Annotated in this window: 20 protein-coding genes; 12 read left to right on the top strand and 8 right to left on the bottom strand. The window is 57.7% G+C overall.

What is annotated here, in order from left to right:
* Positions 1-3 precede the first annotated feature (3 nt).
* Positions 4-1,332 carry an HlyD family type I secretion periplasmic adaptor subunit gene (locus tag KUV39_RS16550; RefSeq protein WP_222460368.1) on the top strand — a complete coding sequence of 443 codons (1,329 nt, stop codon included), beginning with the start codon at positions 4-6 and terminating at the stop codon, positions 1,330-1,332.
* Between the two features lie 53 nt (positions 1,333-1,385).
* On the opposite strand, the gene KUV39_RS16545 is transcribed toward KUV39_RS16550, so the two are convergent.
* Complete coding sequence (locus tag KUV39_RS16545) at positions 1,386-2,330, bottom strand: PDR/VanB family oxidoreductase (protein ID WP_222460367.1); 945 nt, start codon at positions 2,328-2,330, stop codon at positions 1,386-1,388.
* 166 nt (positions 2,331-2,496) lie between these two features.
* Between KUV39_RS16545 and KUV39_RS16540 the strand changes: the two genes are divergently transcribed.
* The 8 genes from KUV39_RS16540 to KUV39_RS16505 all read left to right on the top strand — a co-directional run bounded on the left by KUV39_RS16540 (position 2,497) and on the right by KUV39_RS16505 (position 12,149).
* Positions 2,497-3,402 carry a LysR substrate-binding domain-containing protein gene (locus tag KUV39_RS16540; protein WP_222460366.1) on the top strand — a complete coding sequence of 302 codons (906 nt, stop codon included), beginning with the start codon at positions 2,497-2,499 and terminating at the stop codon, positions 3,400-3,402.
* Positions 3,403-3,497: 95 nt separating this feature from the next.
* Complete coding sequence (locus tag KUV39_RS16535; RefSeq protein WP_008563339.1) at positions 3,498-4,652, top strand: aromatic ring-hydroxylating oxygenase subunit alpha; 1,155 nt, start codon at positions 3,498-3,500, stop codon at positions 4,650-4,652.
* The gene (locus KUV39_RS16530; protein WP_222460365.1) at positions 4,649-6,100 is read left to right on the top strand and encodes an aldehyde dehydrogenase family protein; all 1,452 of its coding nucleotides are present in this window, start codon (positions 4,649-4,651) and stop codon (positions 6,098-6,100) included. Before KUV39_RS16535 ends, KUV39_RS16530 begins: the two co-directional genes overlap by 4 nt.
* Before the next feature lie 2 nt (positions 6,101-6,102).
* Positions 6,103-6,342, top strand: coding sequence for a hypothetical protein (locus KUV39_RS16525; RefSeq protein ID WP_008563438.1), 240 nt, complete (start codon positions 6,103-6,105; stop codon positions 6,340-6,342).
* A 143-nt stretch (positions 6,343-6,485) separates the two neighbouring features.
* A complete protein-coding gene (locus KUV39_RS16520; protein WP_222460364.1) occupies positions 6,486-8,906 on the top strand; it encodes a GcvT family protein in 2,421 nt (806 codons plus the stop codon).
* A gap of 178 nt (positions 8,907-9,084) precedes the next feature.
* The gene (gene betC, locus KUV39_RS16515) at positions 9,085-10,593 is read left to right on the top strand and encodes a choline-sulfatase (protein ID WP_222460363.1); all 1,509 of its coding nucleotides are present in this window, start codon (positions 9,085-9,087) and stop codon (positions 10,591-10,593) included.
* A 23-nt stretch (positions 10,594-10,616) separates the two neighbouring features.
* Entirely contained in the window at positions 10,617-11,222 is a 606-nt protein-coding gene (gene betI / locus KUV39_RS16510; RefSeq protein ID WP_222460362.1) for a choline-binding transcriptional repressor BetI, read from the top strand.
* A 72-nt stretch (positions 11,223-11,294) separates the two neighbouring features.
* On the top strand, positions 11,295-12,149 hold the full coding sequence (locus tag KUV39_RS16505) for a fumarylacetoacetate hydrolase family protein (protein ID WP_222460361.1): 855 nt from the start codon (positions 11,295-11,297) through the stop codon (positions 12,147-12,149).
* A 191-nt stretch (positions 12,150-12,340) separates the two neighbouring features.
* Here KUV39_RS16505 and KUV39_RS16500 read toward each other — a convergent pair whose 3' ends face one another.
* Positions 12,341-14,518, bottom strand: a complete 2,178-nt coding sequence (locus tag KUV39_RS16500) for a xanthine dehydrogenase family protein molybdopterin-binding subunit (protein ID WP_222460360.1) — start codon at positions 14,516-14,518, stop codon at positions 12,341-12,343.
* Between the two features lie 3 nt (positions 14,519-14,521).
* Complete coding sequence (locus KUV39_RS16495) at positions 14,522-14,986, bottom strand: (2Fe-2S)-binding protein (protein WP_008563415.1); 465 nt, start codon at positions 14,984-14,986, stop codon at positions 14,522-14,524.
* Between the two features lie 245 nt (positions 14,987-15,231).
* Between KUV39_RS16495 and KUV39_RS16490 the strand changes: the two genes are divergently transcribed.
* Positions 15,232-16,125, top strand: coding sequence for an AraC family transcriptional regulator (locus KUV39_RS16490; RefSeq protein ID WP_008563416.1), 894 nt, complete (start codon positions 15,232-15,234; stop codon positions 16,123-16,125).
* Positions 16,126-16,167: 42 nt separating this feature from the next.
* Positions 16,168-16,821: an SGNH/GDSL hydrolase family protein gene (locus KUV39_RS16485; protein WP_336512831.1), complete on the top strand. Its 654-nt coding sequence runs from the start codon at positions 16,168-16,170 to the stop codon at positions 16,819-16,821.
* Here KUV39_RS16485 and KUV39_RS16480 read toward each other — a convergent pair.
* The 5 genes from KUV39_RS16480 to KUV39_RS16460 are packed head-to-tail and all read right to left on the bottom strand — an operon-like array spanning position 16,818 to position 21,421.
* Entirely contained in the window at positions 16,818-17,612 is a 795-nt protein-coding gene (locus KUV39_RS16480) for a ChaN family lipoprotein (RefSeq protein ID WP_222460358.1), read from the bottom strand. The two genes, KUV39_RS16485 and KUV39_RS16480, sit on opposite strands and share 4 nt — an antisense overlap.
* Before the next feature lie 13 nt (positions 17,613-17,625).
* Positions 17,626-18,408, bottom strand: coding sequence for a heme ABC transporter ATP-binding protein (locus tag KUV39_RS16475; protein WP_050672673.1), 783 nt, complete (start codon positions 18,406-18,408; stop codon positions 17,626-17,628).
* On the bottom strand, positions 18,405-19,472 hold the full coding sequence (locus KUV39_RS16470; protein ID WP_222460357.1) for a FecCD family ABC transporter permease: 1,068 nt from the start codon (positions 19,470-19,472) through the stop codon (positions 18,405-18,407). Before KUV39_RS16470 ends, KUV39_RS16475 begins: the two co-directional genes overlap by 4 nt.
* 3 nt (positions 19,473-19,475) lie before the next feature.
* Positions 19,476-20,372, bottom strand: coding sequence for a heme/hemin ABC transporter substrate-binding protein (locus KUV39_RS16465; RefSeq protein WP_222460356.1), 897 nt, complete (start codon positions 20,370-20,372; stop codon positions 19,476-19,478).
* Entirely contained in the window at positions 20,369-21,421 is a 1,053-nt protein-coding gene (locus KUV39_RS16460; protein ID WP_222460355.1) for a hemin-degrading factor, read from the bottom strand. The genes KUV39_RS16465 and KUV39_RS16460 overlap by 4 nt, the downstream gene beginning before the upstream one ends.
* Before the next feature lie 193 nt (positions 21,422-21,614).
* On the opposite strand from KUV39_RS16460, the gene KUV39_RS16455 reads away from it, so the two are divergent.
* Positions 21,615-23,663 carry a TonB-dependent receptor domain-containing protein gene (locus KUV39_RS16455; protein WP_222460354.1) on the top strand — a complete coding sequence of 683 codons (2,049 nt, stop codon included), beginning with the start codon at positions 21,615-21,617 and terminating at the stop codon, positions 23,661-23,663.
* Positions 23,664-23,670: the final 7 nt, after the last annotated feature.

The following is a 23,670-nucleotide window of genomic DNA, read 5'->3' as shown; positions in this document are numbered from 1 at the left end:
CCAATGGGCACGTCATCTATGAAACAGAACCGCAACGGGCCGATTGCACAGGCCAAGCAGAAAGCGAAAGCAAAGCAGCCCCGTTTTGCGGCACTCATCGCAACGATTTTCTCCGGGATGGTTGTGGCGCTTATTGTGCTCGCGGGGCGAACCGATGTGCCCCAGATCACGAGAGCGCCGGGCACCATTGTCCCGCTTGGTGACTACACCCAAATCGAGGTGATGGAAGGGGGCATCGTCGACCGGGTGCATGTGCAAGACGGCGACCGGGTTCAGGCGGGCGATGTCCTGGTTGAGCTGCGTCATCCGGACCTGACGAAGGAGCAGCAGAAACTGCAAGAGCAGATCGCAATCGCAGATCGCAAGCTGTCGCGAGCCCAGACAGTGCTGAGCGCGCTGGAAAGCGGAGTTGCGATCACCGCCGATCGACTGGAAGCACTGCGCAGCCTGGATCAGCACCGCGCCGCCGCCACGCTGGAGATCTACGCCGAGAGCCAGCGGGTGAAATCGATGTCAATCTCCCAGCACCAGGAAACCTTGGATATTCTGGAGGCGTCCCACAAGTTCACGCTGGAGCGGGTGGCGCGCAAGGCAGAAGAGCTGGAGCGCGCCCGTCAGCTGCACAAGCAGGGGCTGACGACGCTGCGGGATTTGGGTCGTGATGCGGACCAACTGGATGCCTTGCGCACTGCAGCCTCTGACGGAGAAGTCCGACTGGCGGAGACGCGCAGTGCCCTGACACTGGCCCGTGCAGAATTGGCTGAGCAGACGCTGACGTTGCGCGAAGAGATGCTTGATGAAATCGAGGAACTGAGTGACCAGCGAAGCGAACTTGCGGTCTCATTGCGGATTGTGGACCGAAAGCTTGAGGGTCTGCAGATCGTCGCCCCGAGCATGGGGGTCGTACAATCCGTGGCGTTCCCCAACGAGGGTGAGGTGATCGCGCCTGGGGAAACCATCTTTGAGTTGCTGCCCACCCGGCTTGATCTCATGGTAGAGGCTCGCATTCCCAATGGTGAGATCGGCCATGTCGGCGTCGAGCAGCCCGTCAATCTCACGGTTGATACTTATGATGTTCGCCGCTTTGGCAAGGTTCAGGGCCGTGTGACCGCGCTGTCGCCTGTGCCGCTCATTGATGAGCAAACAGGCGCAACTTATTTTCGCGCCTCCATCCGGCTTGATGGTCGCTCTGTCGGGGCGGGGAGTTTCGAACGTCCACTTCAGGCCGGCATGACAGTGGTTGCGGAAATGACGACCGGCGAAAAATCACTGCTCGCCTATATGTTGAAGCCGGTTCACCAGACCATGACCAACGCGTTCAATGAACGCTGAGGCCAGGCAAGTCTCCGCATGGGAGTACATCCGTGCGGCGACTGGCCTTTCTGTCAGAGATTGAGCACCAGCCGCGCTGACTTTGCGCGTGACACGCAGGTACACATGTAGCTGTTGGTTGCCTGTTCGTCGGGCGTCAGGATCCCGTCCCGGTGATCGACTTCTCCGTCGATCACATCAACGATACATGACCCGCAAAGACCCTCTGAACACCCGAAATCAACCGGAATCCCATTTGCTTTCAACACATCAAGAATGCTCTCGTCAGACTGGACCGGCAGGATCTGCCCGGTTGATTGGATTTCAATCTCAAAGCTGTCTTTGGCACCAAGATCGGCATCCGCAGCGGCCGCGAACCGTTCAAAATGAATGGTCCCACCCCGCATAGCGCTGCCTGCGTCAAGAACGGCGTTGAGCATCAGTTCCGGACCACATGCGTAGACGTCGCTGCCGATGGGCATGGATTGCAGTACAGAAGCGAGGTCCAGCTGCCCGTCGGTGTCATCACAATGCAAATGATATCTGTCGCCCAGACCCAGCGCGCGAAAAGCCTTGTCCATCGCCGCAAGATGGCGGGAGCGGGCGAGGTAGTAGATCTGAAACTCGCGACGGCTGTTGACCAACTCGCGTGCCATGCCAACAAGCGGCGTGGCGCCGATGCCCCCTGCGATCAGGGTTACGTAGCACTCACCAGGCTGAAGTTTGAAGTGATTGCGCGGGCCGCCAATTTCGACTGTCGCGCCAGTTTCCAGCTCGTGCATAGCCCGCGAACCGCCGCGGCCGGCGTCCTCGCGTTTGACGGCGACGTTGATCTGCCGCCCATCCTGGCTCCAACTCCAGATCGAATATTGCCGCACGAGATCCGCACCGAGGTGAATATCGACATGGGCGCCGGGTTCCAGGCCCGAGAAACGGCCATCAAGGATTTCGAAGGCAAAATCACGCGTGTCCTCGCTGAGATCTGTCTTGCGAAGCAGGCGCGCGGTTTTGGTGTCCATCTCATATCCCCCAGATAATGCAGGCGAGCAGCCCTAGCGGCAAATTGTTCGTTTCCGAACTCTCATGAGCCGATTTGAGATTGGTGTTCAATTTGAAAAATACTCATACTCGGATGAATTGATATAACCCCAAGCCAAGCAGGGTGTCCCACCCAACAGAGCCGCCATGTCCAGACGTCACTACAACTTGCCTCCTCTGACCACCCTGTCAGCCTTTGAAGCCGCTGCGCGCCATCTCAGTTTCAAGAACGCCGCACAGGAGCTCTCGGTGACACCGGGGGCTGTCAGCCACCAGATCAAAGCCTTGGAGGGCGAGCTGGGCGTCGCGCTGTTCCAGCGCAAGCATCGAGGGGTTGAACTGACGCGGGAAGGTCAGGATTTGTTTGAAACTCTGGTTACGTCGTTCAGACAGATTTCGCGACAATTGGGGAAGATCCGTCAAACGGGCGAAGACGATGCCGTCACCGTTGGCTCAACCACGGCTGTTGCCGCGCTCTGGCTGTCGCCCGTTATCATCCGGTTCTGGCGCGACTACCCTGATTTGAACATTCATCAGATCACACAGGACCGTCCCTTCCACGACACGCGCGAATTCGACTTTTTTATCCGCTATGGTCGGGATGGCGATACAACGCTCAGCCACACAGCGATTTATCGCGACGAACTGGTTCCCGTGGCGACGCCGGATCTGGCGGCGAAACTGGAAGGGGTGTCGCTGGGCGAGCTGGCGGGTCAGCGGTTGATCCATCTCCAAAGCGCAAGTCAAAGCTGGACAACCTGGAGCGACTGGTTTCTGGAGTTGGGACATCGTGGTGATGTCTCCCCCGGCATACGAGTAACAAGCTATTCGGTTGCGTTGCAAATCGCGCGCAAAGGGGCAGGTCTCGCGCTTGGTTGGCGCCGGTTGATCCAGCCAATGATCGATTCAGGTAAGCTGTCTATTGTTGGCGACTTCAAGCTGCCTGCCCCAAATGAATTCTATCTGGTCGGATTGCCGGATGAAGAATTGTCAGAAAATGCGAGGCGGCTGAAATCTTGGATCCTGAATGATGCCAAGGGGCTTTCGGTTTAGGTCAGATCACCCATGAATGAAGTTTTCTCCTATTGAGCAAAAACGCTCTCCGGCGGCATCTGGGCAAAACTGGATCGTCCGCCAAGGAGAGTTCGATGAACAAACACAGCAAACTGTCATCCGTTCTAAAGCCTGTCAGCGTCGCAAATGGCTTGCCGAATGAACACTATGTGGACCCAGCTGTCTTTGCTGAGGAACGCGAGTCTGTTCTGTTTGCCAACTGGTCAGGCATCGGTTTTGGCAAGGATATCCCCGAAGCCGGAGATGCCAAACCGGTTGATTTTCTTGGTATGCCCCTGTTGCTGGTCCGCGACCGGAATGGCGATATCGGAGTGTTCCAGAACACTTGCCGCCATCGTGGGATGATCCTTGTCGACAAGCCTCAGAAAATCCGGGGGGCGATCCGCTGCCCCTATCACAGCTGGTGCTATGGTCTGAATGGAGAATTGCGCACCACGCCGCATGTCGGCGGTCCGGGCCAAAACACACATGAAGACGTTCAGATGGACAAGCTCGGTCTGGTTCGCGTCCGCTCCCATGTGTGGCGAGATGTGATCTATGTTAATGTCGACGGTAACGCCCCGGCCTTTGAAGAGGTTCACGCCGATCTGTTGGAACGGTGGGCAGAATTCGAAAAACCGATCCACCATGGGGGTGAAGCGTCTTCGTTCAAATTGGAGGTGGCGACCAATTGGAAACTGGCGGTCGAGAACTACTGCGAGAGCTACCACTTGCCGTGGGTTCACCCGGGCCTGAACAGCTATTCGCGCCTTGAAGACCACTATAATATCGAAGTTCTCGGGAAATACTCTGGCCAGGGAACGCTGGTTTATCGTCAGCTGAAAGATGAAGACGGCACGACGATGGCCGATTTCGACGGGCTCAGCGACAAATGGGATGAAGGCGCCGAATATGTTGCGGTCTATCCCAATGTACTGCTTGGAGTGCAGCGGGATCACTGCTTTGCGATCGTTCTGGAACCGAAGGACTGCGAAAATACGGTCGAGCACATTGAACTCTACTATGCGCGCAGCGAACGGGAGACGCCCGAATTCGATGGTCTTCGCGCGTCAAACGCGCAGCTGTGGAAAACCGTGTTCGAAGAGGACGTTTTTGTCGTCGAGGGTATGCAAAAGGGGCGGCACGGGGTTCTTTTTGATGGCGGACGGTTTTCGCCAGCAATGGATGGACCTACCCATAATTTCCACCACTGGGTCGCAAGCCAGGTCGAAAAGGGCCGCGAGGCATGAGCGGATTTCTGGCAGACGGGCTTGCACGTAACCACGTCGCGGGAAGCTGGAGCGAAGGGGATGGCGGCAGGACAATCGCCATCGAAGACCCAGGAAAAGGAGAGCATTTTGCGGATGCGGCGCAGGCGGGCGAAACTTCGCTAGCGCAAGCCTTGCAGGCGGCGCGCGCGTCTTTTGAACGCGGTGATCTTGCGGACATGAAACCCTCAGACCGGGGCCGACTGATGTTGCGGGTCTCGCAGGAAATTCGCGGTCTGGCCACGGAAGGGGCAGATATTCTTTGCCGCGAGAGCGGCAAAACGCTCAGCGCGGCGCATGAAGAGTTTGAGGAGGCGGCGCAGTACTTTGAGTACTACGGAGGTGTTGCCGACAAGATCGAAGGGAAATCGATCCCGCTTGGTCCCGATTATGCGGATTACACTGTATTTGAACCCTACGGTGTATCCGCACAGGTGGTGCCTTGGAATTTCCCGGTTTCGATCGCTGCGCGCTCCCTTGCGCCGTCGATGGCGGCTGGGAATTCGACCATCATCAAGTCACCGGAACTCGATCCACTTGCTCTTGCGATGCTGGGAATGGCGTTGGAGCGTGCGGACGTTCCTGCAGGGGCTGTTTCGATCCTTTGTGGTCTCGGCTCTGATATCGGTGCCAAACTGGTCGCGAGTGGTGAAATCGATCAGATCGTCTTCACTGGCTCTGTCCCCACGGGGCAGGCAATCCTGCATGCAGCGGCCGAAACGGTCACCCCTTCGCTGATGGAACTGGGCGGCAAATCAGCAGCTGTGGTGTTCGAGGATGCCGATATTGATGGGGTCTTGAGCAGCCTGAAATCGGGAATTTTCTACAATGCGGGGCAGGTATGCTCTGCCATGGCGCGGGTACTGGTTCATCGTTCTGTCTATGAAGAGGTCGTCGCACGTGCGGCGGAACTCGCGAATGGGCTGAGCGTCGGGCACGGATTGGACAATCCCGATCATACGCCGGTTGTGTCTGCCCAACAGCTGTCGCGTGTCGAGGCTCTGACCTCAACAGCGCGGCAGGACGGAGCCCGAGTAGCGGCAGGTGGTGCAAGACTGGACCGTGCTGGGCATTTCATGGCGCCAACCATCCTTGCGGATGTGGACCCGGCTTCGCGTGTCGCCCAAGAAGAGATTTTCGGGCCCGTCACCTGCATCACGCCTTTTGACACAGAGGCTGAGGCAATCGCGGCAGCGAATGGGACAGAGTTTGGCCTCGTCGCGGGGATCTTTACCCGCGATCTGGCGCGCTCTCACCGTGTTGCGCGCAAACTGCGCGCGGGTCAGGTGTTCGTCAACGAATGGTTTGCAGGGGGAATTTCGACACCCTTTGGCGGCGTCGGAAAATCGGGGTTCGGTCGCGAAAAGGGGCTGGAAGCGCTGTATAACTACGTTCGCACCAAGAATATCGCAATTTCGCTGAAGGGTTAGCTATGAACAGCGCCGAACTCGAGCGGGCCCTTCTAAAGGCGCATGCGGAGACCGATACGACTGCGCTGATCCGGCTCTATACCTTGGCGGGCGATCAGGCAGAGGTGGCGGGCGAAATCGACCGGGCCTGTTTCTATCTGACACACGCCTTTGTCTTTGCACTGGAAGCAGGCGCCGCAGAGGCGGATCCGCTGAACGCCCGCCTTGCAGAACGCGGACGCGCCAAACGGCTAACTTTCTGAAATGTCGCAAACGGGCATTTTTCGCTGAAACACGGCTGGCACCATCTGGGTGTCGGCACTGACGAGACTTTACATATTCACTGGGGGAACAGGGGCATCAATCCGTTCGCACCTGTCCGACAAGGCTCTTGAAGGGGGCAAAAATGCGCACAGAAGCACAGGCCGTGGTCATCGGAGGAGGTGTGATCGGATGTTCCATCCTTTATCACCTGACCAAACTGGGGTGGTCCGATGTCGTCCTGTTGGAGCGGGATGAACTGACCTCTGGGTCGACCTGGCATGCGGCTGCCAACATTCACGGTTTGCATGACAGCACCAATATCAGCCGTATCCAGCACTACACCATGACGCTCTATAACGCGCTTGAGGAAGAGACTGGGCAGAGCTGTGGCGTGTTTCAGCCGGGCTCTCTGTATCTGGCACAGACCGAAGAGCGGGAGCACCAGCTGAAACTGCAGGCCGCGAAAGCCAAGCTCTATGGCATGAATTTCTACGAAATCAGCATTGATGAAGCCAAAAAGCTGAATCCTCTGGTCAACTATGACGGCATACGGTGTGTCATGTATGAACCAGATGGCGGCAACGTTGACCCATCTGGGGTCACGAACGCCTATGCGGTTGGGGCACGGCAACGCGGAGCCGAGATCCATCGTTTTACCCCGGTCACAGCAACCGAGCAGCTGGATGATGGAAGCTGGCTGGTCAAGACACCCAAGGGTGACATTCGCACCAAATGGGTGGTCAATGCAGCGGGGCTTTGGGGGCGCGAGGTGGCCGCGCTCGCTGGGGTAGAGTTGCCTTTGCAGCCGACGGAACATCAGTATTTCGTCACTGAAACGATGACCGATGTGGCGGAACACGGATCGCGTCTACCGTCTGTCAGTGACCGGGACGGCGAGTACTATCTGCGCCAAGAGGGGCAGGGGCTTCTGGTTGGTGCCTACGAGAGGGACATGAAGTTCTGGGCAGAAGAGGGCACGCCGCTGGATTTCGCGCATGATCTCTTTCCCGATGATCTGGAACGGATCGAAGAAAACATGATGAACGCGATCGAGCGTCTTCCGGCTGTTGGTGATGCGGGCATCAAGCGCGTCATCAACGGCCCAATGATCTGGTCGCCGGATTCAAACGTGCTGATGGGCCCCGTGCCGGAGCTTGAGGGTTATTTCTGTTGCAACGGCATTATTCCCGGTTTTTCGCAATCGGGGGGCATGGGCCTGATGGCGGCGCAGTGGATCATTGAAGGGGAAACCCAATACGACATGTTCGCGTGGGATATGGCGCGGTTTGATACTTGGGCGACGAAGGTATTCACCAAGGCCCGCGTACAAGATCAATATGCCCATCGTTTTGCGATCCATTTCCCGAATGAAGAGCGCAGCGCAGGTCGCCCTGCGCGGACACGTCCGATCTATGAGCTGCAGTCAGAGATGGGAGCCGTTTTTGGGCTCAATGCAGGGTGGGAACACCCGCTGTGGTTTGCAGACCAGCCCGGCACCAAGGATACCAACGGCTTCACGCGTCAGAACTGGTGGGCGCCCGTTGGTGAGGAATGCAAGATGCTGCGTGATCGGGCAGGCATCATCGATATTTCCAACTTCGCCAAATATCGCTGCAAGGGGCCCGGCGCGGCTGACTGGTTGAATGCGGTCTTTGCCAACAACATGCCCAAGACGGTTGGGCGGTCTTGCCTGACCCCACTTATTTCCAAACGGGGTGGTATTGCCGGTGATTTCACCGTGACCCGCACTGCCGAGGATGAGTTCTGGGTGATCGGCTCTGGCATGGCAGAGCGCTATCACAAGCGGTTCTTTAAAGAAGTCCCGCTGCCCGAGGGCACCAGTTTCGTATCGATGACCGAGGCCATGTGCGGCTTTAACGTGGCTGGGCCGAAATCACGCGAGATGCTCCAGCAGCTGACCAATACGTCGCTTGCGACCGAGGATTTCCCGTTCATGCGTTCAGCCATGATCGAGGTGGCCGGAATTGAGGTTCTGGCGCTGCGGGTGTCATTTACAGGCGATCTGGGCTGGGAACTGCACTGTAAGAGCGAAGATCAGCTGCGGCTCTATTCCGCGCTGTTGCAGGCAGGCCAGCCATTCACATCAGGCCCGGTAGGGAGCCGTGCACTGATGTCGCTGCGGGTGGAGAAGGGTTATGGCTCGTGGAGTAGGGAATACAGCCCTGAATATTGGCCGCAGGAGGTTGGGCTTGATCGTCTGTGCAAGCTGGACAAGGACTTCCTCAACAAGTCAGCCGCTGTTTCCGTCCTGGAAAACGCTGCACGTGAACACCTGGTTTTGCTGCATCTGGACGAGGCAGACGTCTCAGCCTCAAATGCTGATGCGACGGGCGGAGAGCCGATTTTCAAGAACGGAGAGGGCATTGGACGTGTTACCAGCGGGGCCTATGGCTACAGCGTCGGGATGTCCCTGGCGCTAGGCTACGTCAAGAATGCGGGTCCGGGTGATGTGGTTGATGTGATGGTGCTGGGTCGCCCGCACAAGGCAACAATCCTCAGCGAGCCCCCGTTTGATGCAGATGGGGCGGTCCTGCGTGGCTGATCAGACCTAGCGAAATTGGATCGGGGCACGGCAAAGCTGTGCCCCTTTTTTTGCCGGATTTTTTATTGATTGACTCATCAGTCAATAAAAACCAGCATCGCGCGGAAAGCCAACCGGCCCGTCATTTTTTCACCCTTCTCAGGGGTGAACGCACGAGAGAGCGAACAGGGAGACATCGATGACCCGACCCAACATCCTTATTTTCATGGTGGATCAGCTGAATGGCACATTGTTCCCGGATGGCCCCGCGGACTGGCTTCATGCACCGAATCTGAAGAAACTGGCCGAACGGTCCGCGCGTTTTCGCAACGCCTATACCGCTTCCCCGCTTTGTGCGCCGGGCCGGGCGAGCTTTATGTCTGGTCAGCTTCCCTCAGCGACACGAGTCTATGACAACGCGGCAGAGTTTGCCTCTTCGATCCCGACTTATGCACATCATCTGCGCCGGGCGGGGTACTATACCTGCTTGTCCGGCAAGATGCATTTTGTGGGCCCTGACCAACTGCATGGATTCGAGGACAGGTTGACCACCGACATCTACCCGCCTGATTTTGGCTGGACACCGGATTATCGCAAGCCAGGAGAGCGGATTGACTGGTGGTACCACAACATGGGCTCTGTCACCGGAGCGGGAGTTGCGGAAATCTCAAACCAGATGGAATTTGATGACGAAGTTGCCTTTCACGCCACCCAAAAGATCTATGATCTAGCCCGTGGCAAGGATGATCGTCCGTGGGCATTGACCGTCTCCTTTACCCATCCCCATGACCCCTATGTGGCGCGCAAGAAGTACTGGGATCTGTACGAGGACTGCGATCATTTGCTGCCAGAGGTGGCAGATCTTGGCTATGACAATCATGACCCCCATGCAAAGCGGATCTTTGACGCCAACGACTGGCGAAACTTCACCATTACAGAAGAAGATATCCGCCGTTCCCGCAGGGCGTATTTTGCCAATATTTCCTATCTGGACGACAAGATCGGAGAGGTGATGGAGGCGCTGGAAAACACCCGGCAGGAGGCAATCATCCTGTTTGTTTCCGATCACGGCGACATGCTGGGAGAGCGCGGTCTTTGGTTCAAGATGAGCTTTTATGAAGGGTCTGCGCGCGTGCCCTTGATGGTTTGTGCACCGCAAATGGCCCCTGGCCTGGTGGAAACACCGGTGTCCAACATCGATGTTTGCCCAACGTTATGTGATCTGGCCGGTGTCAGTATGGAAGAGGTGATGCCCTGGACATCTGGCGAAACACTGGTGCCGCTTGGTCAGGGTGGTGTCCGCAGCACACCGGTCGCGATGGAATACGCTGCTGAGGCCTCTTATGCGCCGATGGTATCTTTGCGATTGGGCCGTTGGAAGCTGAACCTGTGCACACTTGATCCGGATCAGCTCTTTGATCTGGAGGCGGATCCGCACGAGCTGAACAACCTGGCGAAAGATCCAGTTTATCGTGACACTCTGGATCAACTCAAATCGATGGCAGATGAGAGATGGGATTTGGACCGATTTGACGCTGACGTTCGTGAGAGCCAGGCGCGTCGTTGGATCGTATATGAGGCGCTGCGCGAAGGTGGTTATTTCCCTTGGGACTATCAACCGCTGCAAAAGGCGAGCGAACGGTATATGCGCAACCATATGGACCTGAATGTGGTCGAAGAAAACGCGCGCTTCCCGCGAGGGGGCTGACAAACGGCGACGGAGGGTGTGCAATGCCAAAACAAGGAATGGAGCCAAAACGCCGCGCGGATCTGATCGGTGCGGTCATTGACGAGATCGGAGAGGCAGGATCGCTGGATGTAACCGTTTCCAGCATCGCCCGACGCGCGGGAATGAGCAGCGGTTTGGCGCATCACTATTTCGGCAGTAAGGATCAGATGCTGATTGCTGCGATGCGCCACATTCTTGCGGTGTTTTCCCAACGGGTTGCGGCCGGCTTGCGTAAGGCCGAGACGCCTTATCAGCGACTTTGCGCGATTATCGCGGCCAACTTTGAGGATCACGTTTTTGACCGACGCAAAACCTCTGCCTGGCTGAGTTTTTATGCGCTGGCCCAAAGCAATCCGGAAGCGCGACATTTGCTGCGAACCTATCAGCAGCGGTTGCGCAGCAACCTTCTGCATGATCTCCGTTTTGTCTGCCAACAACCGCAGGAGGTGGAGCCAGTCCTCTCCGCGTTGATTGACGGCGTCTACTTGCGCGCTGCCCTGCGGCACGATGGTCCTGATCCGGCGGCTGCGGACAAGGTAAAGACCGCGCTTGATGCTCTTTTGGCAGCCCATGCGCCGCTAGACGGCCAGAGCCAACCAAGCCGGTAATTTTTGCCTTTTCCACCAACTGGATATCTGTACGGTCAGAGCGTCTGGACGCTGGTTTGAGAGAGGGACGTTATGAAACTGCTGCGATTTGGGGCACCAGGTGCGGAGAAGCCCGGGGTATTGGATGCAGAGGGGCGGGTACGCGATCTTTCCGCGCATGTCACTGATATTGCAGGTGATACTCTTCTGCCAGAAAGGATGACCGAACTTCGTGCGCTTGATGTTTCGACCCTCCCAGTGGTGGCGGGCACCCCTCAGGAAGATCTTCGCCTTGGCCCCTGTGTAGGGCGAACTGGCAAGTTCATCTGTATTGGATTGAACTATGCAGACCATGCAGAAGAAGCGGGGATGGATATTCCGCCAGAGCCAGTGATCTTTGGCAAATGGACCTCAGCCATTTGCGGGCCAGATGACGCCGTCGAGATCCCGCGAGGGTCAGAGAAAACCGATTGGGAGGTCGAACTGGGCATCGTGATCGGCAGGGGCGGGAAGTATATTGATGAGGCCGACGCCTTGAGCCATGTCGCAGGGTTCTGTGTCGTCAATGATATTTCAGAGCGTGACTATCAGCTCAATCGTGCGGGCACTTGGGACAAGGGCAAGGGGAATGATACCTTTGGACCGATTGGCCCCTGGCTCGTCACACCAGACGAGGTGGAGGATTACAACGGCCTACACATGTGGCTGGATGTTGATGGCAAACGGTATCAGGACGGATCTACCGCGACGATGGTCTACAAGGTGCCGCATCTCATATCCTATTGCAGCCAGTTCATGAGCCTGCAGCCAGGAGACATCATTTCCACTGGCACGCCACCCGGGGTCGGCATGGGGCAAACCCCACCCGTCTATCTGAAAGGCGGAGAAACCATGCGCCTCGGGATCGAGGGGCTGGGCAGTCAAACTCAGGCAGTGCGCCGGGCCTGAGCAACCCGCCCGTCACACTGCTGAAAACGCAGTCGTTCCAAACTGCGAGGGCATTCTTCCTGTTTTGATGGCTTTCTGGTGACGTGAACGCTTCGGGCAGTGATCTGGGCCGCGAGGAGGTCGTCTAGAGTGCTGGAATGAACCAACAAAAAAACCGCAGCACAGGGCATCCCGTGCTGCGGTTGCTTTTGTCAGGCGAAGGAAACGCCGTTTTCTGCCATCGGCAGTTCAGCAACGACGACATCCAACTGCGCGATGGCGTTCGCCAGTGCGGGTGCGGACGGCGGCGTTCCCGGCTCACCAATACCGGTCGGCGCCTCAGCCGAGGCCACGATATGGGTTTCGATCTCTTTGATATCGGAAATCCTCAGTGGCTCGTAGTCGGGAAAGTTTGACTGCTCGACAGCACCGCCGTCCAAGGTGATCTGGTCGCGCATCGCATGACCAATGCCATAGCCGATGCCACCCTCGATCTGGGCCTTGATCACGTCAGGGTTCACCGCAATGCCGCAGTCCACGGCAGCGGTGACCTTTTCGATCACAATCCCATCGTCCAGATTGCCAGAAAGTTCCACCACCTCGGCAACGTAGGAGCCAAAGGATTTGTGAACGGCAATGCCCTGCACCCGGCCAGGTGCGGCCTTGCCCCATCCTGCCTTTTCGGCGGCAAGTTTCAGCGCGCCGGCCTTTCGCTCGGCGTCACCTTCTCCTGTCAGGTAAGCCAGACGGAATTCGACAGGATCCTTGCCCGCGGCACGCGCGGCCAAATCCATCATCACTTCCATCACGTAGGCGGTGTGTGTGTGGCCAACAGACCGCCACCACAGAACCGATGTGGCTTTCTCCGTATCGGTAAGGCCAAGCGCCTGGCCCGGAATGGTGTAGGGGCTGTCTGCGATACCCTCGACAGAGGAATGGTCGATACCATCGCGTACGGCAAACCCTTCAAAGGATGTGCCCTTCATGATCGACTGCCCCGCGACCTGATGTTCCCAGCCAACGATTGTGCCGGCTTCGTCCAGTCCAACGCGCACCTTGTGGCCGAAAGCGGGGCGATAGTACCCGCCCCGGATGTCATCTTCGCGGTCCCAGACCAGTTTGACCGGGCGTGATCGGTCAGTCATGACAAAGGCCAGACCCGCCTCTACCTGGTAATCTGCATCCGGTGTAGCGCGGCGACCAAAAGACCCGCCGGCCAGCATTGTGTTGATGTGGATTTTGTCCGCAGGCAGCCCAAAGATCTGCTGGTAGGCCATATGCGGCCCGGTCGGCATCTGCGCGCCATCATGCAAGACGATGTCGCCTTCCTCCGTTTGTTCAATCGTACAGTTGAGCGGCTCCATCGGCGCATGGGCAAGCAGCGGGAAGTAGAAGGTTTTCTCGACAACTTTGGCCGCGCCGTCGACAGTGCTGCGCACTGATGCCAGATCTGCCTGGTTCACATTGAAAACCGGATCAGCGTCCAACGCTGCCATGATCTCATCTCGGATGTCTTGCGATGACCTGTTTTCGGCGGCGGACAGATCCCAATCCACATTCAGTGCATTGCGAGCCTGCATCGCGGCCCAAGTAGTTTCGGCATAAACTGCCACACCATGATTGGTCGGCAGTGTCTGCGCCATGATGAAGCCTTTCACCTCACGGGCTGCGCTGTCATCGAAACTTGCAACAGTACCGCCGCGTTGCGGGGTTCGCTTGATCATCACCACCATCTGATTGTCAAGCTGGACATCCATCGCAAACTTGGCTTCGCCATTGATCTTGATCGGGCTGTCTTTGCGCCTGGTGCTGGCTTTGCCGATGATTTTCCACTCTGACGGATCTCGCAAACGGGGCGTTTCAGAGGGTGCGAAATCTGCAGCTGCGGTCACAAACTCGCCCAGTGGGGCAGCGTTTCCAGCGCCGATGATCTGACCGTTCTGGATATCAAGTTCAGCAGCGTCGATACCCCAGTCGCGCGCGGCGGCTTTGATCAACATTTCACGGGCATTGGCGCCGGCGGTGCGATACTGCATCCAGGAGTTTGCCATCGCAGTTGAGCCTCCTGTCCCCTGAAAGGGGCCAAACAGGAGGTTGTTATAGACCGAAGCGTCAGATGGCGCGAACTCATAGCTGATCTGATCCATGCTCACCCCCAACTCTTCTGCGACAAGCGTGGTGAGGCCGGTTGCAGGGCCTTGCCCCATTTCAAAGTGCTTGACGATAGCGATGACATTTCCATCGCTGTCAATCTTCACAAAAGGGTTGAGCAATGCGTCGGCAGATTTTGAGGCCGCCATCGCCCCATCGGCCTGGACACCGACATAAAGGACGGCGCCTGCAGCAGCGGCGGTTTTCAGAAAACCACGACGTGATAGTTGCGTTGTCATCGTTTAAGCCTCCAGAATTTCTGCTGCACGCAAAACGCCAGCACGGATGCGCTGGTAGGTCGCGCACCGGCAGGCGTTGCCATACATGTACTCATCGACGTCTTCTGCGGTGGGCTTGGCGTTTTCGCGCAGCAGGCCAACGGCACTCATGATCTGTCCGGATTGGCAGTAGCCGCATTGCACGACATCCAGCTCAAGCCACGCTTGTTGAACTGCGGCGCCAACCCTGTCCTCTGCCATCTTTTCGATGGTTGTGATCTCTGCGTCTTCCACATCTTCGATATAGGTTTGGCAGGATCGCACGGGTTCACCGTTCAGATGGACGGTGCACGCCCCGCAGGAGGCAACACCACAGCCGAATTTCGTCCCTGTGAGCTTGAGCTCGTCACGAATGACCCAAAGGAGTGGGGTGCCAGGTTCGGCGTCCACATCTCGCTGTTCTCCGTTGATGTTAATTGAGATCGCCATAGCTAAAGGTCTCCCTGTTGGCTGGTGATGGGGTGCTGTTTGGTACGGTGTGGGGCCCTTCCCGGTCTTAGGGCACACCAGTGGCGTCAGCACCGTGGTTGGCATTAGATATAGATCAGCCCGTGAGAACGTCCGTGCCTTATTCTCCGAATGGTCTGCCTAATCCTCCAATCGGCAGCTTGTAGCCGTTCCGTGTTCGCGGGAACGGCGCTAGGTTCTCCATGGGCTCAGGAGAGGTAAGGTGGATGGTTCCAGACGATCTTGTTCGCGACGTTTTTGAATTTGTGCAGACCAACGGCGAAATGGGAGAGGCCTGCCCCACGGGGATCGACGGGTTCATCGCAATCAGCAATACGCAGACGACCGAATGTTCCGCCACTTTCTATGAGCCGATCATGTGTCTGGTGCTGCAAGGGGCAAAGGAGGCACACGCGAGAAACCGCGTCGTGCGCTACAGTGCGGGAGATACCTTGATTGTGAGCCATGCCGTGGCGCTGGAGGCGGCTGTCATTCAGGCCAGCCCCCAGCAACCCTACACGGCATTGGCATTGCACCTGGATATGAGCATCCTTCGCAGCATGGCCGATGAAATCGGCGGCCTGGAAGAAAACAGCGCGGCGGGTCACTCGGTCGATGCAGATGTGTCCGACAGGGCCTTGATTGACGCGGTTTCACGATTGTTTCGCCTGTCACGCGATCCCGTTGAGGCCAAGGCGCTGGCGCCACTTGTCCTGCGAGAGATCCACTTTCGTCTGCTGCGGGCAGGGCACGGCAGAATGTTGCGGCAGTTGCTGCGTCAGGACAGCCCAGCAAGCCGTATCTCAAAAGCGATTGCCGTGCTGCGCAGTGATTTCCGCGAGAGCATCGCGGTCGCAGATCTGGCAGCCTTTGCAGGAATGAGCCCGTCGGCATTCCATGAGCATTTCAAAGCCGTAACCGCCACCACTCCGCTACAGTATCAAAAAGATCTGCGCTTGCTGGAAGCCCGTCAGCTTCTCTTGTCAGGCGGGGTTTCGGTTGCTGGTGCGGCCTATGATGTGGGCTATGAAAGCCCGACCCAGTTTAGCAGGGAGTTTTCCCGAAAATTCGGCGCATCACCCAGCGATATCAAATCCCGAGCGGGGGCTGTGGTGGTTTGAACCGACGCTGAATGTTGAACGAAGGCATGGCTGCATTAGCTCATGCTGATGAAGCTATGGTTTGTTCTTTTTCTCCTGGTGGCAGCCTGCGGGCGCGCGGTGCCTGACAATGCCCGTATTGTCATCGCGGGGGATTCAATAATGGCCTGGAACCGCAGTCAGGGCGGCGCAGTTGCGCAGCAGCTCGAACCCCGTCTGGGGGAGCAGGTGGGCGATGTGTCTCTGGCCTTCGCCAGAGTGTCTGGCGGGCAGGGCCCTCTTAATATTGCCAATCAGCTCGCAAACGTGCGGGCAGATTGGATTGTCTTGAATGGTGGGGCGAATGATCTTGGGCGGGCATGTGGATGCTCTGGCTGTCTCCCAGCACTGCGAGGGTTGGTTTCAGAGGATGGCACCCGTGGGGATATCCCCGAACTGGTGACCCAACTGCGATCAAGAGGGGCCCAGGTTCTATGGCTGGACTACTACACTGCCCCTCGGTTTGCCGGCACGAGGTGCGACACGCTCTATCAGACATTTCAGAACCGCCTGCAGCGCATGGCTTTGGCAGATCCTGGAGTTGTCGTGCTTGACCTAGATACTGTTTTTGACCCGGATGACCTGCGCTTGTTCGACAGGGACCGGGTTCACCCTTCTCTGGCGGGATCCCGAAAAATCGCCCAAGAGATCGCGAGAGTGATCGAGCCGCGCCTCTAGTCGCTTTTGAACGTGTCGCACGGGTCGCTGCGGTTTGCTGGTGGGACAATATGTGTGTGATCAAAAGGCATGCCGCCATCGGCCTCGACAAAGCCAATTGATTTGACAGCAACACCGGGGGCTGCGCGGGCCAAGACAGCGGGAATGCCCCAGTCTGTTCTGGCATGACCATTGCCCGCGACAACGGCAATCGGGGGGCCAAAACGGTTCAGCGCGTCAACGGCCGCGCGGGCAAACAGGGCATCGCGGTATCGTTGTATGTCTACCATTCCTGCCATCATCTCCAACGGCATCGCTTTGCAGTGGGCTTCGAATTGCATCGTTTCGCGGGCAGCTTGCTGCATTGGGTCCAATGGCTCTGTCAGGCCGTATTGTTCCGCCTCTTGGCCAAACAGTGCAGCCGATCCGTCCGTGTAGACAGAACGAATGCTCTCCCGTGGGGCTGCGGCCCCTATGATCTTGGCGCTGTCGAGTGCCGCAAAGATCGGTGCATAAAGGGCGAAATCCGGCCAGTCACTCTTGGCCCAGATACCGGCGATGGCGCCGGGATCTTGATTGGCCTTCATGCCCTCTTCTGGGGTGAGCATTTCAAAAACCACGGCGGTCGGGCGCAAGGCGGCAATTGCATTGGCCTGTTCCTTGTGGGCATCGGGATTGTCGTGAACCTCTCCGAGAATGACAATTTCTGCCTCGGGAACAAACACCCCGTTACCAAGATGATCTGCTCGCGCCGGGGCCACCGTCATGGCACAAGCAGCCGCGAGAATAAGAGGGTTTGATTTCAATGACATGAAAGAGCTCCGATCAGGCACTGGCTGCATGTGGAAGAATATAGGGCACATTCGCAGGAACGGGAGCCGAGACCCGCAAGGTGCAACCATAGGCGCACGATAGGACACCATCGGTCAAAACCTCCCGTGGGGAGCCGGATGCCAAACACTCTCCCCGCGAGAGAACCGCGATTTTCTGTGCGTACATGGCGGTGAGGTTCAGGTCATGCATGACGGCAATGACTCCGCCCCCCTGTTCGGCAAACTCTCTTGCCAGTTCCATCACCTGTAACTGATGCGCGATGTCGAGGCTTGAAACGGGCTCGTCCAGCAACAGCCAACGAGGTTGCCCATCCTCCACCGGCTTCCAGATCTGAGCGAGCACCCGTGCCAGCATGACGCGTTGAGCCTCTCCTCCGGAAAGCTCTTGAAAAGTCCGTTCCGCATAATGGGAAAGCCCGACGCGGCTTAGTGCTCGCATCGGGATGCTGTCATCCGTTGCCCCGCTGCCTGCCTGAAGCCCGAGACGCACGACCTCGATAACAGTAAATGGAAAGGCAAGCTGCGAGGCTTGCGGTAATACCGCACGTTGGGCCGCGAGCTGCCAGGGTTTCTGTTTCTGGATATCACAGCCATTCAAGGTCACACGACCGGTATAGGGCAGCGTCGCGGTGATCGCTCCCAAAAGGGTGGATTTGCCAGATCCATTGGGGCCGACAATTGCGGTCAGCTCTCCTGCTTCGGCGCGCAGGTCGACACCGTTCAGCGCTGTGCGTGCGCCGTAGGTGACGCGAATATTGTCTGCAATCAGGGTCATAGGTCCACCATGCCGCGGCGTTTGAGAAGGATCCAAAGGAAAACCGGTGCTCCCATAACAGCGGTGACGATGCCAATAGGGAGCTCTGCGGGGGCGATGATCGTTCGCGAAATCACATCGGCAAGAACCAGCAAACTGGCTCCGAGCAGGGCCGCATTAATCAGAAGCGTGCGGTGATCAGGCCCCGACGCCAATCGCAACAGATGCGGTACGACAATGCCGATAAATCCTATTCCCCCGGACACCGCGACCGCGGCGCCCGTTGCACCCGCCACGGACAGGATGGTGAGCGACTTCAGACGTTCGACATTCAAGCCGATATGGCCAGCGGTCGCCTCGCCCAGGGCTAGCCCGTTCAGCCCACGTCCCAGCATGAACGCCAGCCCGATGGACAAGGCGATCAGGGGTGCTGCGGCTGTGACTTTGGTCCAGCTCGCCCCAGCAAGCGAGCCCAGCCCCCAGAAGGTCAGATCGCGAAGCTGCTGATCATCCGCTATGTACACCAGTACACCGGAGAGAGCACCCGCCAGTGCACCAAGTGCAATGCCTGCAAGCAGCATCGTCGCGACCGATGTTCGACCCTGACGGGTTGAAACCCGATACAGCAGCAGGGTTGATCCCCAGCCACCAAGGAATGCGGCTATCGGAATTAAATGCCTGCCTGCCAAACTTTGCAACGCAGCAGGAAGAAATCCCCCAAGCACGATCGCGATAATGGCACCCAGACCGGCGCCCGCGCCGACGCCAACGATGCCGGGGTCGGCAAGCGGATTGCGGAACAGACCCTGCATTGCAGCACCAGACACGGCAAGTGCCGCGCCCACAAGGATCCCCATCATCAGCCTCGGCAGACGGATATCCAGCATAACGACTGTTTCAATCTGGCTAAACGGCGTGCCGGCCAGTGCTTTGCTGACAAGAGTGCTGAGCCGAACCTCGGTTGCCCCGGTTTCAAGACTGACGGCCGCTGACATCAACAAGATCACTGCCAAGATCACATGCAGGGCGCGTGCTTTTGGAAATCTGTCCCGAGAGACGATTGGAATGTCGGTTGTTGCCACCATCGCTCAGGATCCATCCGCATACAGCTGACGATGCAGTTCAGTGACCGCCTCTGCGGTGCGGGGCCCAAACCCCAAGAGCAATAGGCCATTCATTCTGATGATCGATCGCGTTCTGGCCGCTGGCGTCAAACGCATGGCAGGCAGCTCCAGCAGGGCTTCATCGCTGATCGCATGATTGCCCCTGCGATCCATCATCAGAACGACATCGGGGGATGCAAGGCCGATGGCCTCGTCAGAGAGTTGTTTGTATCCAGATACATCTGTCACGGCATTGATCCCGCCGGCCATGCGGATGATGGCGTCAGCTTCGGTGTTTTGCCCTGCTGCAACGATCCTGCCGTCCTGCGCGGACAGGACAAACATGACACGATGTGCGTTGTCGCTGGCTGTTTTTGCCTGCTTTTCCGCCGCAGCAAGGCTTTCTCTCACTTCTGCGGCGAGCGTTTCGCCACGCTCGGGAACATCCAGGGCCTTTGCAACAGCCATGATCTTGGCGGCAATTCCGTCGCCATCCACGGCAGACGGAATTTCGACAAACGAGATGTCAGCGCCACGGATCACATCCAGCGCTTCGGGCGGGCCTGCGCCTTCCTCTGACAGGATCAAGCCGGGCGCAACCGAGAGGATGCCCTCTGACGATAAGGCGCGCATGTAGCCCACATCAGGCAGCGCAGTGATGTCTTCAGGATAGACCGAAGTCGTGTCGCGGGCTTTCAAGCGGTGTTGCTGGCCCAACGCAACCACGATTTCTGTGACAGACCCGCCGATCGACAGAACATCAGCTTGTTCCTCGCTGCCAGCTTTCGCATGCAGCCGATTGACTGAAACGGCGAAAGCCAGTCCAAGGCAAAGGCTCAGCACCGTAGCGAAAAAGGCAAAGTTATCGCGCAGCGGTGTCATGCTGCCCCCTCCTGCAGGTCAGGCAGCGCCGCCACGATCCGGCCCCAGTCTTCCCGACTGTCTTGGCCTTCCTTGCCAACGCCAAAGACCTGGAAGATCAATCCACCTTCGGCGTCAAATGCTTCGACAGATAGTGCAGGGCCACGTTGTGTTGGCTTTTCAACCGCCCAGACCTCGGCAACGGTGTCCAAGCGCAAGTGAAGGTTGAACCGTTCATCCATGACATTCTGCCACGGGCCCATGGGGCGCAAGTTCTGGATTGGACCGGTATGGATCTGGATGCAGCCACGGTTGCCCACGAAAAACATGATGTTGATGCCTGCGTCCCGAACGGCCATCAGCATGGCATTCGCGGCTCCGGGATCCAGCGCGCGCACAAACGGCGCACCAGCCACACGATACGCGCCAAGGCGGTTCATCTTCAACTTGGAACACAGGCGCAGAAACTGGTGGGTGTCGGTCATTCTTGACCACTCGTGTCGCAGCACATCTGTTTTCTCGGGTCGGGACTTTGGCGGTTCGCTCGGAGCGCGCTCTGTGACCTCCTGCCCGGCGGACTGGTCTGCCATCGCCAGCCCTGCGATCAGTTCTGGCCACATTTCCTGCCGGGATGTCTCTCGCAGGTGTATCTTGTGAACGGCATCGCCAGCTGCGTCAAAAACCTGCAGAGACCGTTTGGGGCCGGCGTCGGATAGGGTTTCGACGGCGTAGGCATGCACCCAATGGCGTGGGAAGATCCGCAGGTCGATCTCCTCTGTCAGGGTCATCGCGGCATGTTCGCCCGGATGATAATTCCCGTATTCTCCGACTTTTTCGTGGACACAATCACCAACCCGCGTCAACGCCATGACCTCGCCCAGCTGTTCAGCAGCGGCAATGATGCCATCAGGGTGCGGAGCAATCCGCGTCGCATTGATCCCTACGCCCGCGGCCACCAGCTGCGCTTCGGCGATTGAGAGTTTCTGCGCAATGTCGCGGGCGCGCAAATTGGGATGGTCCTGCACAAAGGCACGGATTTCTTCGGGTGTTGGGGTGGCTCGGTCGAGCATGGCATCCTCTCAGATCTGAACAGGTCGGATGGCTGGCTCTGACGAAGGGGAGCATGGCTGTCTTAAATTACTTGACTGTTTTAGTATGCTTAAAGTATCGCTGCAACCCGTCGCGATACAGATATCGCAAAACGACGATCAGCCTCGCCAGCCTTTGCCAGTTGTGGCCCCCCTAAAAAACAAGGATGGCGAAATGCTTACCCCTCTTTTGCGCGGAACCACCGCGCTTGTGTGTGTCCCGCTTGGCGTGGCGCTAGCGGCCCCTGTTGCCGCTCAGGAAGATCCCGGATTTCTTGGAACTCTCATTCTAACGGCTGGCAAGCGGGATCTGACATTTGGAACTGCACTGCCTCGCACAGTCGTGGACGAAGAGGAAATTCAGGACAGGCAGGCGAGCACCGTCGCCCAACTGATTGACTCTGTTCCAGGCGTATCGCTGGTGAACGGCACCACTCCACAAGGGTCGGGGATCAACATTCGTGGCTTCGGGGCCAACACGACCTTTGGATCAGACCAGAAAATCGCGGTGCAGGTCGATGGTGCAAGCGTCGGTTCAGAAGAGCTCTATCGCATCGGAACCCAGCTGTTTACGGATCCGCTGCTCTACCGTGAGGTCGAGGTGCTGCGCGGGACCATTGGCAGTTTCGCCTATGGCTCTGGTATTGTGGGCGGCGTGGTAAAGCTGGAAACCAAAGACGCCTCCGACTTCACCGGAGGGGTGCCGGGTTTCGGTGGATCGCAGACATTTGAGTACAGTTCCAACGGTGGCGGGTGGGTCACATCGACCAATCTCGCCTGGATGCCAACTGAGCAGACGGAATTCTTGCTGAATTATTCGCTGCGTGATCAGGGAGATCTGGAGGCAGGTGACGGCACCACCATCGGCAACAGCGCGTTTCGAACGCCGTCTTATCTGGCAAAAGGCAAGTTCACTTTTGGTGATTCAAATGCCCATTCGATTACCCTTAGCCATTCGCGAACTGAGGCAGACGACAAGGATGTTCCCTACGATCAGTTTGCGACGGACGGCGGCAGCTTTGGGAATGTCGACCGCCTGACCGATACCCAGCAAACGGTCCTCGAGTATCGCTTTGCTCCTGGAAATGATCTGATCGATCTGCGCGCCAATCTCTCCTATGCAGACCAAAAAATCGAGTATGACTATGTCCCCGGCTCTTCACCGCTGGAAGGCACGCCCAGTTTCCCCTTCCTCGTGGGGACCGTGAATGCAGACCAGCGCTATGAGACGACCAAGCTTACGATCACCAACCGGTCGATTTTTGAAACCGGCACCGTATCCCATGATCTACTCGCTGGTTTCGAAATCCAACGACGGGAACGGGCAGATAACACAGCCGCCGGCGCGCCGGGTGGCACGAATGATCGCATGGCCTTGTTTGTTATCGACGAAATGTCGATAGGGCAATTCACCGTGACCCCCGCCATTCGTTACGAAAGCTCCAAGATCGACAGCGCGACTGCGCTGGCCGGTGTTCCGAATTCATATGACAGTGATGCGCTCATGGGTGGACTTGCCTTGGCCTACGACTTTGGCAATGGTCTGTCGGTCTTTGGCAGCGCGGCTTACACCGAAGGTCTTCCGATTATTGATGACCTGGGCACCAGTGCAACGGCCCAACGTCGGATTAACCAGTCGGAGAAATCCCGCACATATGAAATCGGCGCTGAATACACGGGGACTGATGTCTTTGCAGCTGGCGACAGCCTGACGGTGCGGGGGAACTACTACGACACGGATCTTTACGATATCACCAGCTATACGGTTTCGGGATCAACCAGTCTCGAGCTGCGAGACGTTCAGTCAAAGGGGTTCGAACTAGAGGCCTCTTACGGGATGGCCAATGGAACATATGTTGATTTTGCAGGGCACCGCGCTGACGGAACCGAGTTCAATCCAGACGGGACATCCGCAGTCTGGCGCAACACTGCAGCGGATCGCTTGCAGCTGACCGTTGGGAAGAAGTGGGACAACTGGCTGGATCTGAGCTGGGAGATGGTGCACTCGGCGAATCGCCGGGATGCTCTGCGCAACGACCTGGCAGATGTCACCGTTCACAATCTCCGCGCGACATGGCGCCCGCAAGAGGGTGTGCTGACAGGGACGGAGTTCCGCGCAGGGATCGAAAACCTGTTGGACGAGGATTACGTTGGCCATTTGTCCTCTGCCAGCCGCAAGGCACCGGGCCGCACCTTCAAGGTGTCTGTGACCAAATCATTCTGACGTAAGA

This window comes from Phaeobacter italicus (assembly GCF_019801785.1).
Classification (GTDB): domain Bacteria; phylum Pseudomonadota; class Alphaproteobacteria; order Rhodobacterales; family Rhodobacteraceae; genus Phaeobacter; species Phaeobacter italicus.
This window is presented reverse-complemented; position numbering and strand designations above follow the sequence as displayed.

Bases quoted from the DNA above. Each gene is read 5' to 3' on its own strand.
- KUV39_RS16530 (WP_222460365.1), top strand. From the start codon at position 4,649: ATGAGCGGATTTCTGGCAGACGGGCTTGCACGTAACCACGTCGCGGGA.
- KUV39_RS16490 (WP_008563416.1), top strand. From the start codon at position 15,232: ATGGTTCCAGACGATCTTGTTCGCGACGTTTTTGAATTTGTGCAGACC.
- KUV39_RS16465 (WP_222460356.1), bottom strand. From the start codon at position 20,372: ATGACACCGCTGCGCGATAACTTTGCCTTTTTCGCTACGGTGCTGAGC.
- KUV39_RS16535 (WP_008563339.1), top strand. From the start codon at position 3,498: ATGAACAAACACAGCAAACTGTCATCCGTTCTAAAGCCTGTCAGCGTC.
- KUV39_RS16480 (WP_222460358.1), bottom strand. From the start codon at position 17,612: ATGTCATTGAAATCAAACCCTCTTATTCTCGCGGCTGCTTGTGCCATG.
- KUV39_RS16520 (WP_222460364.1), top strand. From the start codon at position 6,486: ATGCGCACAGAAGCACAGGCCGTGGTCATCGGAGGAGGTGTGATCGGA.
- betI (WP_222460362.1), top strand. From the start codon at position 10,617: ATGCCAAAACAAGGAATGGAGCCAAAACGCCGCGCGGATCTGATCGGT.
- KUV39_RS16540 (WP_222460366.1), top strand. From the start codon at position 2,497: ATGTCCAGACGTCACTACAACTTGCCTCCTCTGACCACCCTGTCAGCC.
- KUV39_RS16485 (WP_336512831.1), top strand. From the start codon at position 16,168: ATGCTGATGAAGCTATGGTTTGTTCTTTTTCTCCTGGTGGCAGCCTGC.
- KUV39_RS16470 (WP_222460357.1), bottom strand. From the start codon at position 19,472: ATGGTGGCAACAACCGACATTCCAATCGTCTCTCGGGACAGATTTCCA.
- KUV39_RS16500 (WP_222460360.1), bottom strand. From the start codon at position 14,518: ATGACAACGCAACTATCACGTCGTGGTTTTCTGAAAACCGCCGCTGCT.
- KUV39_RS16455 (WP_222460354.1), top strand. From the start codon at position 21,615: ATGCTTACCCCTCTTTTGCGCGGAACCACCGCGCTTGTGTGTGTCCCG.
- betC (WP_222460363.1), top strand. From the start codon at position 9,085: ATGACCCGACCCAACATCCTTATTTTCATGGTGGATCAGCTGAATGGC.
- KUV39_RS16545 (WP_222460367.1), bottom strand. From the start codon at position 2,330: ATGGACACCAAAACCGCGCGCCTGCTTCGCAAGACAGATCTCAGCGAG.
- KUV39_RS16460 (WP_222460355.1), bottom strand. From the start codon at position 21,421: ATGCTCGACCGAGCCACCCCAACACCCGAAGAAATCCGTGCCTTTGTG.
- KUV39_RS16495 (WP_008563415.1), bottom strand. From the start codon at position 14,986: ATGGCGATCTCAATTAACATCAACGGAGAACAGCGAGATGTGGACGCC.
- KUV39_RS16550 (WP_222460368.1), top strand. From the start codon at position 4: ATGGGCACGTCATCTATGAAACAGAACCGCAACGGGCCGATTGCACAG.
- KUV39_RS16475 (WP_050672673.1), bottom strand. From the start codon at position 18,408: ATGACCCTGATTGCAGACAATATTCGCGTCACCTACGGCGCACGCACA.
- KUV39_RS16525 (WP_008563438.1), top strand. From the start codon at position 6,103: ATGAACAGCGCCGAACTCGAGCGGGCCCTTCTAAAGGCGCATGCGGAG.
- KUV39_RS16505 (WP_222460361.1), top strand. From the start codon at position 11,295: ATGAAACTGCTGCGATTTGGGGCACCAGGTGCGGAGAAGCCCGGGGTA.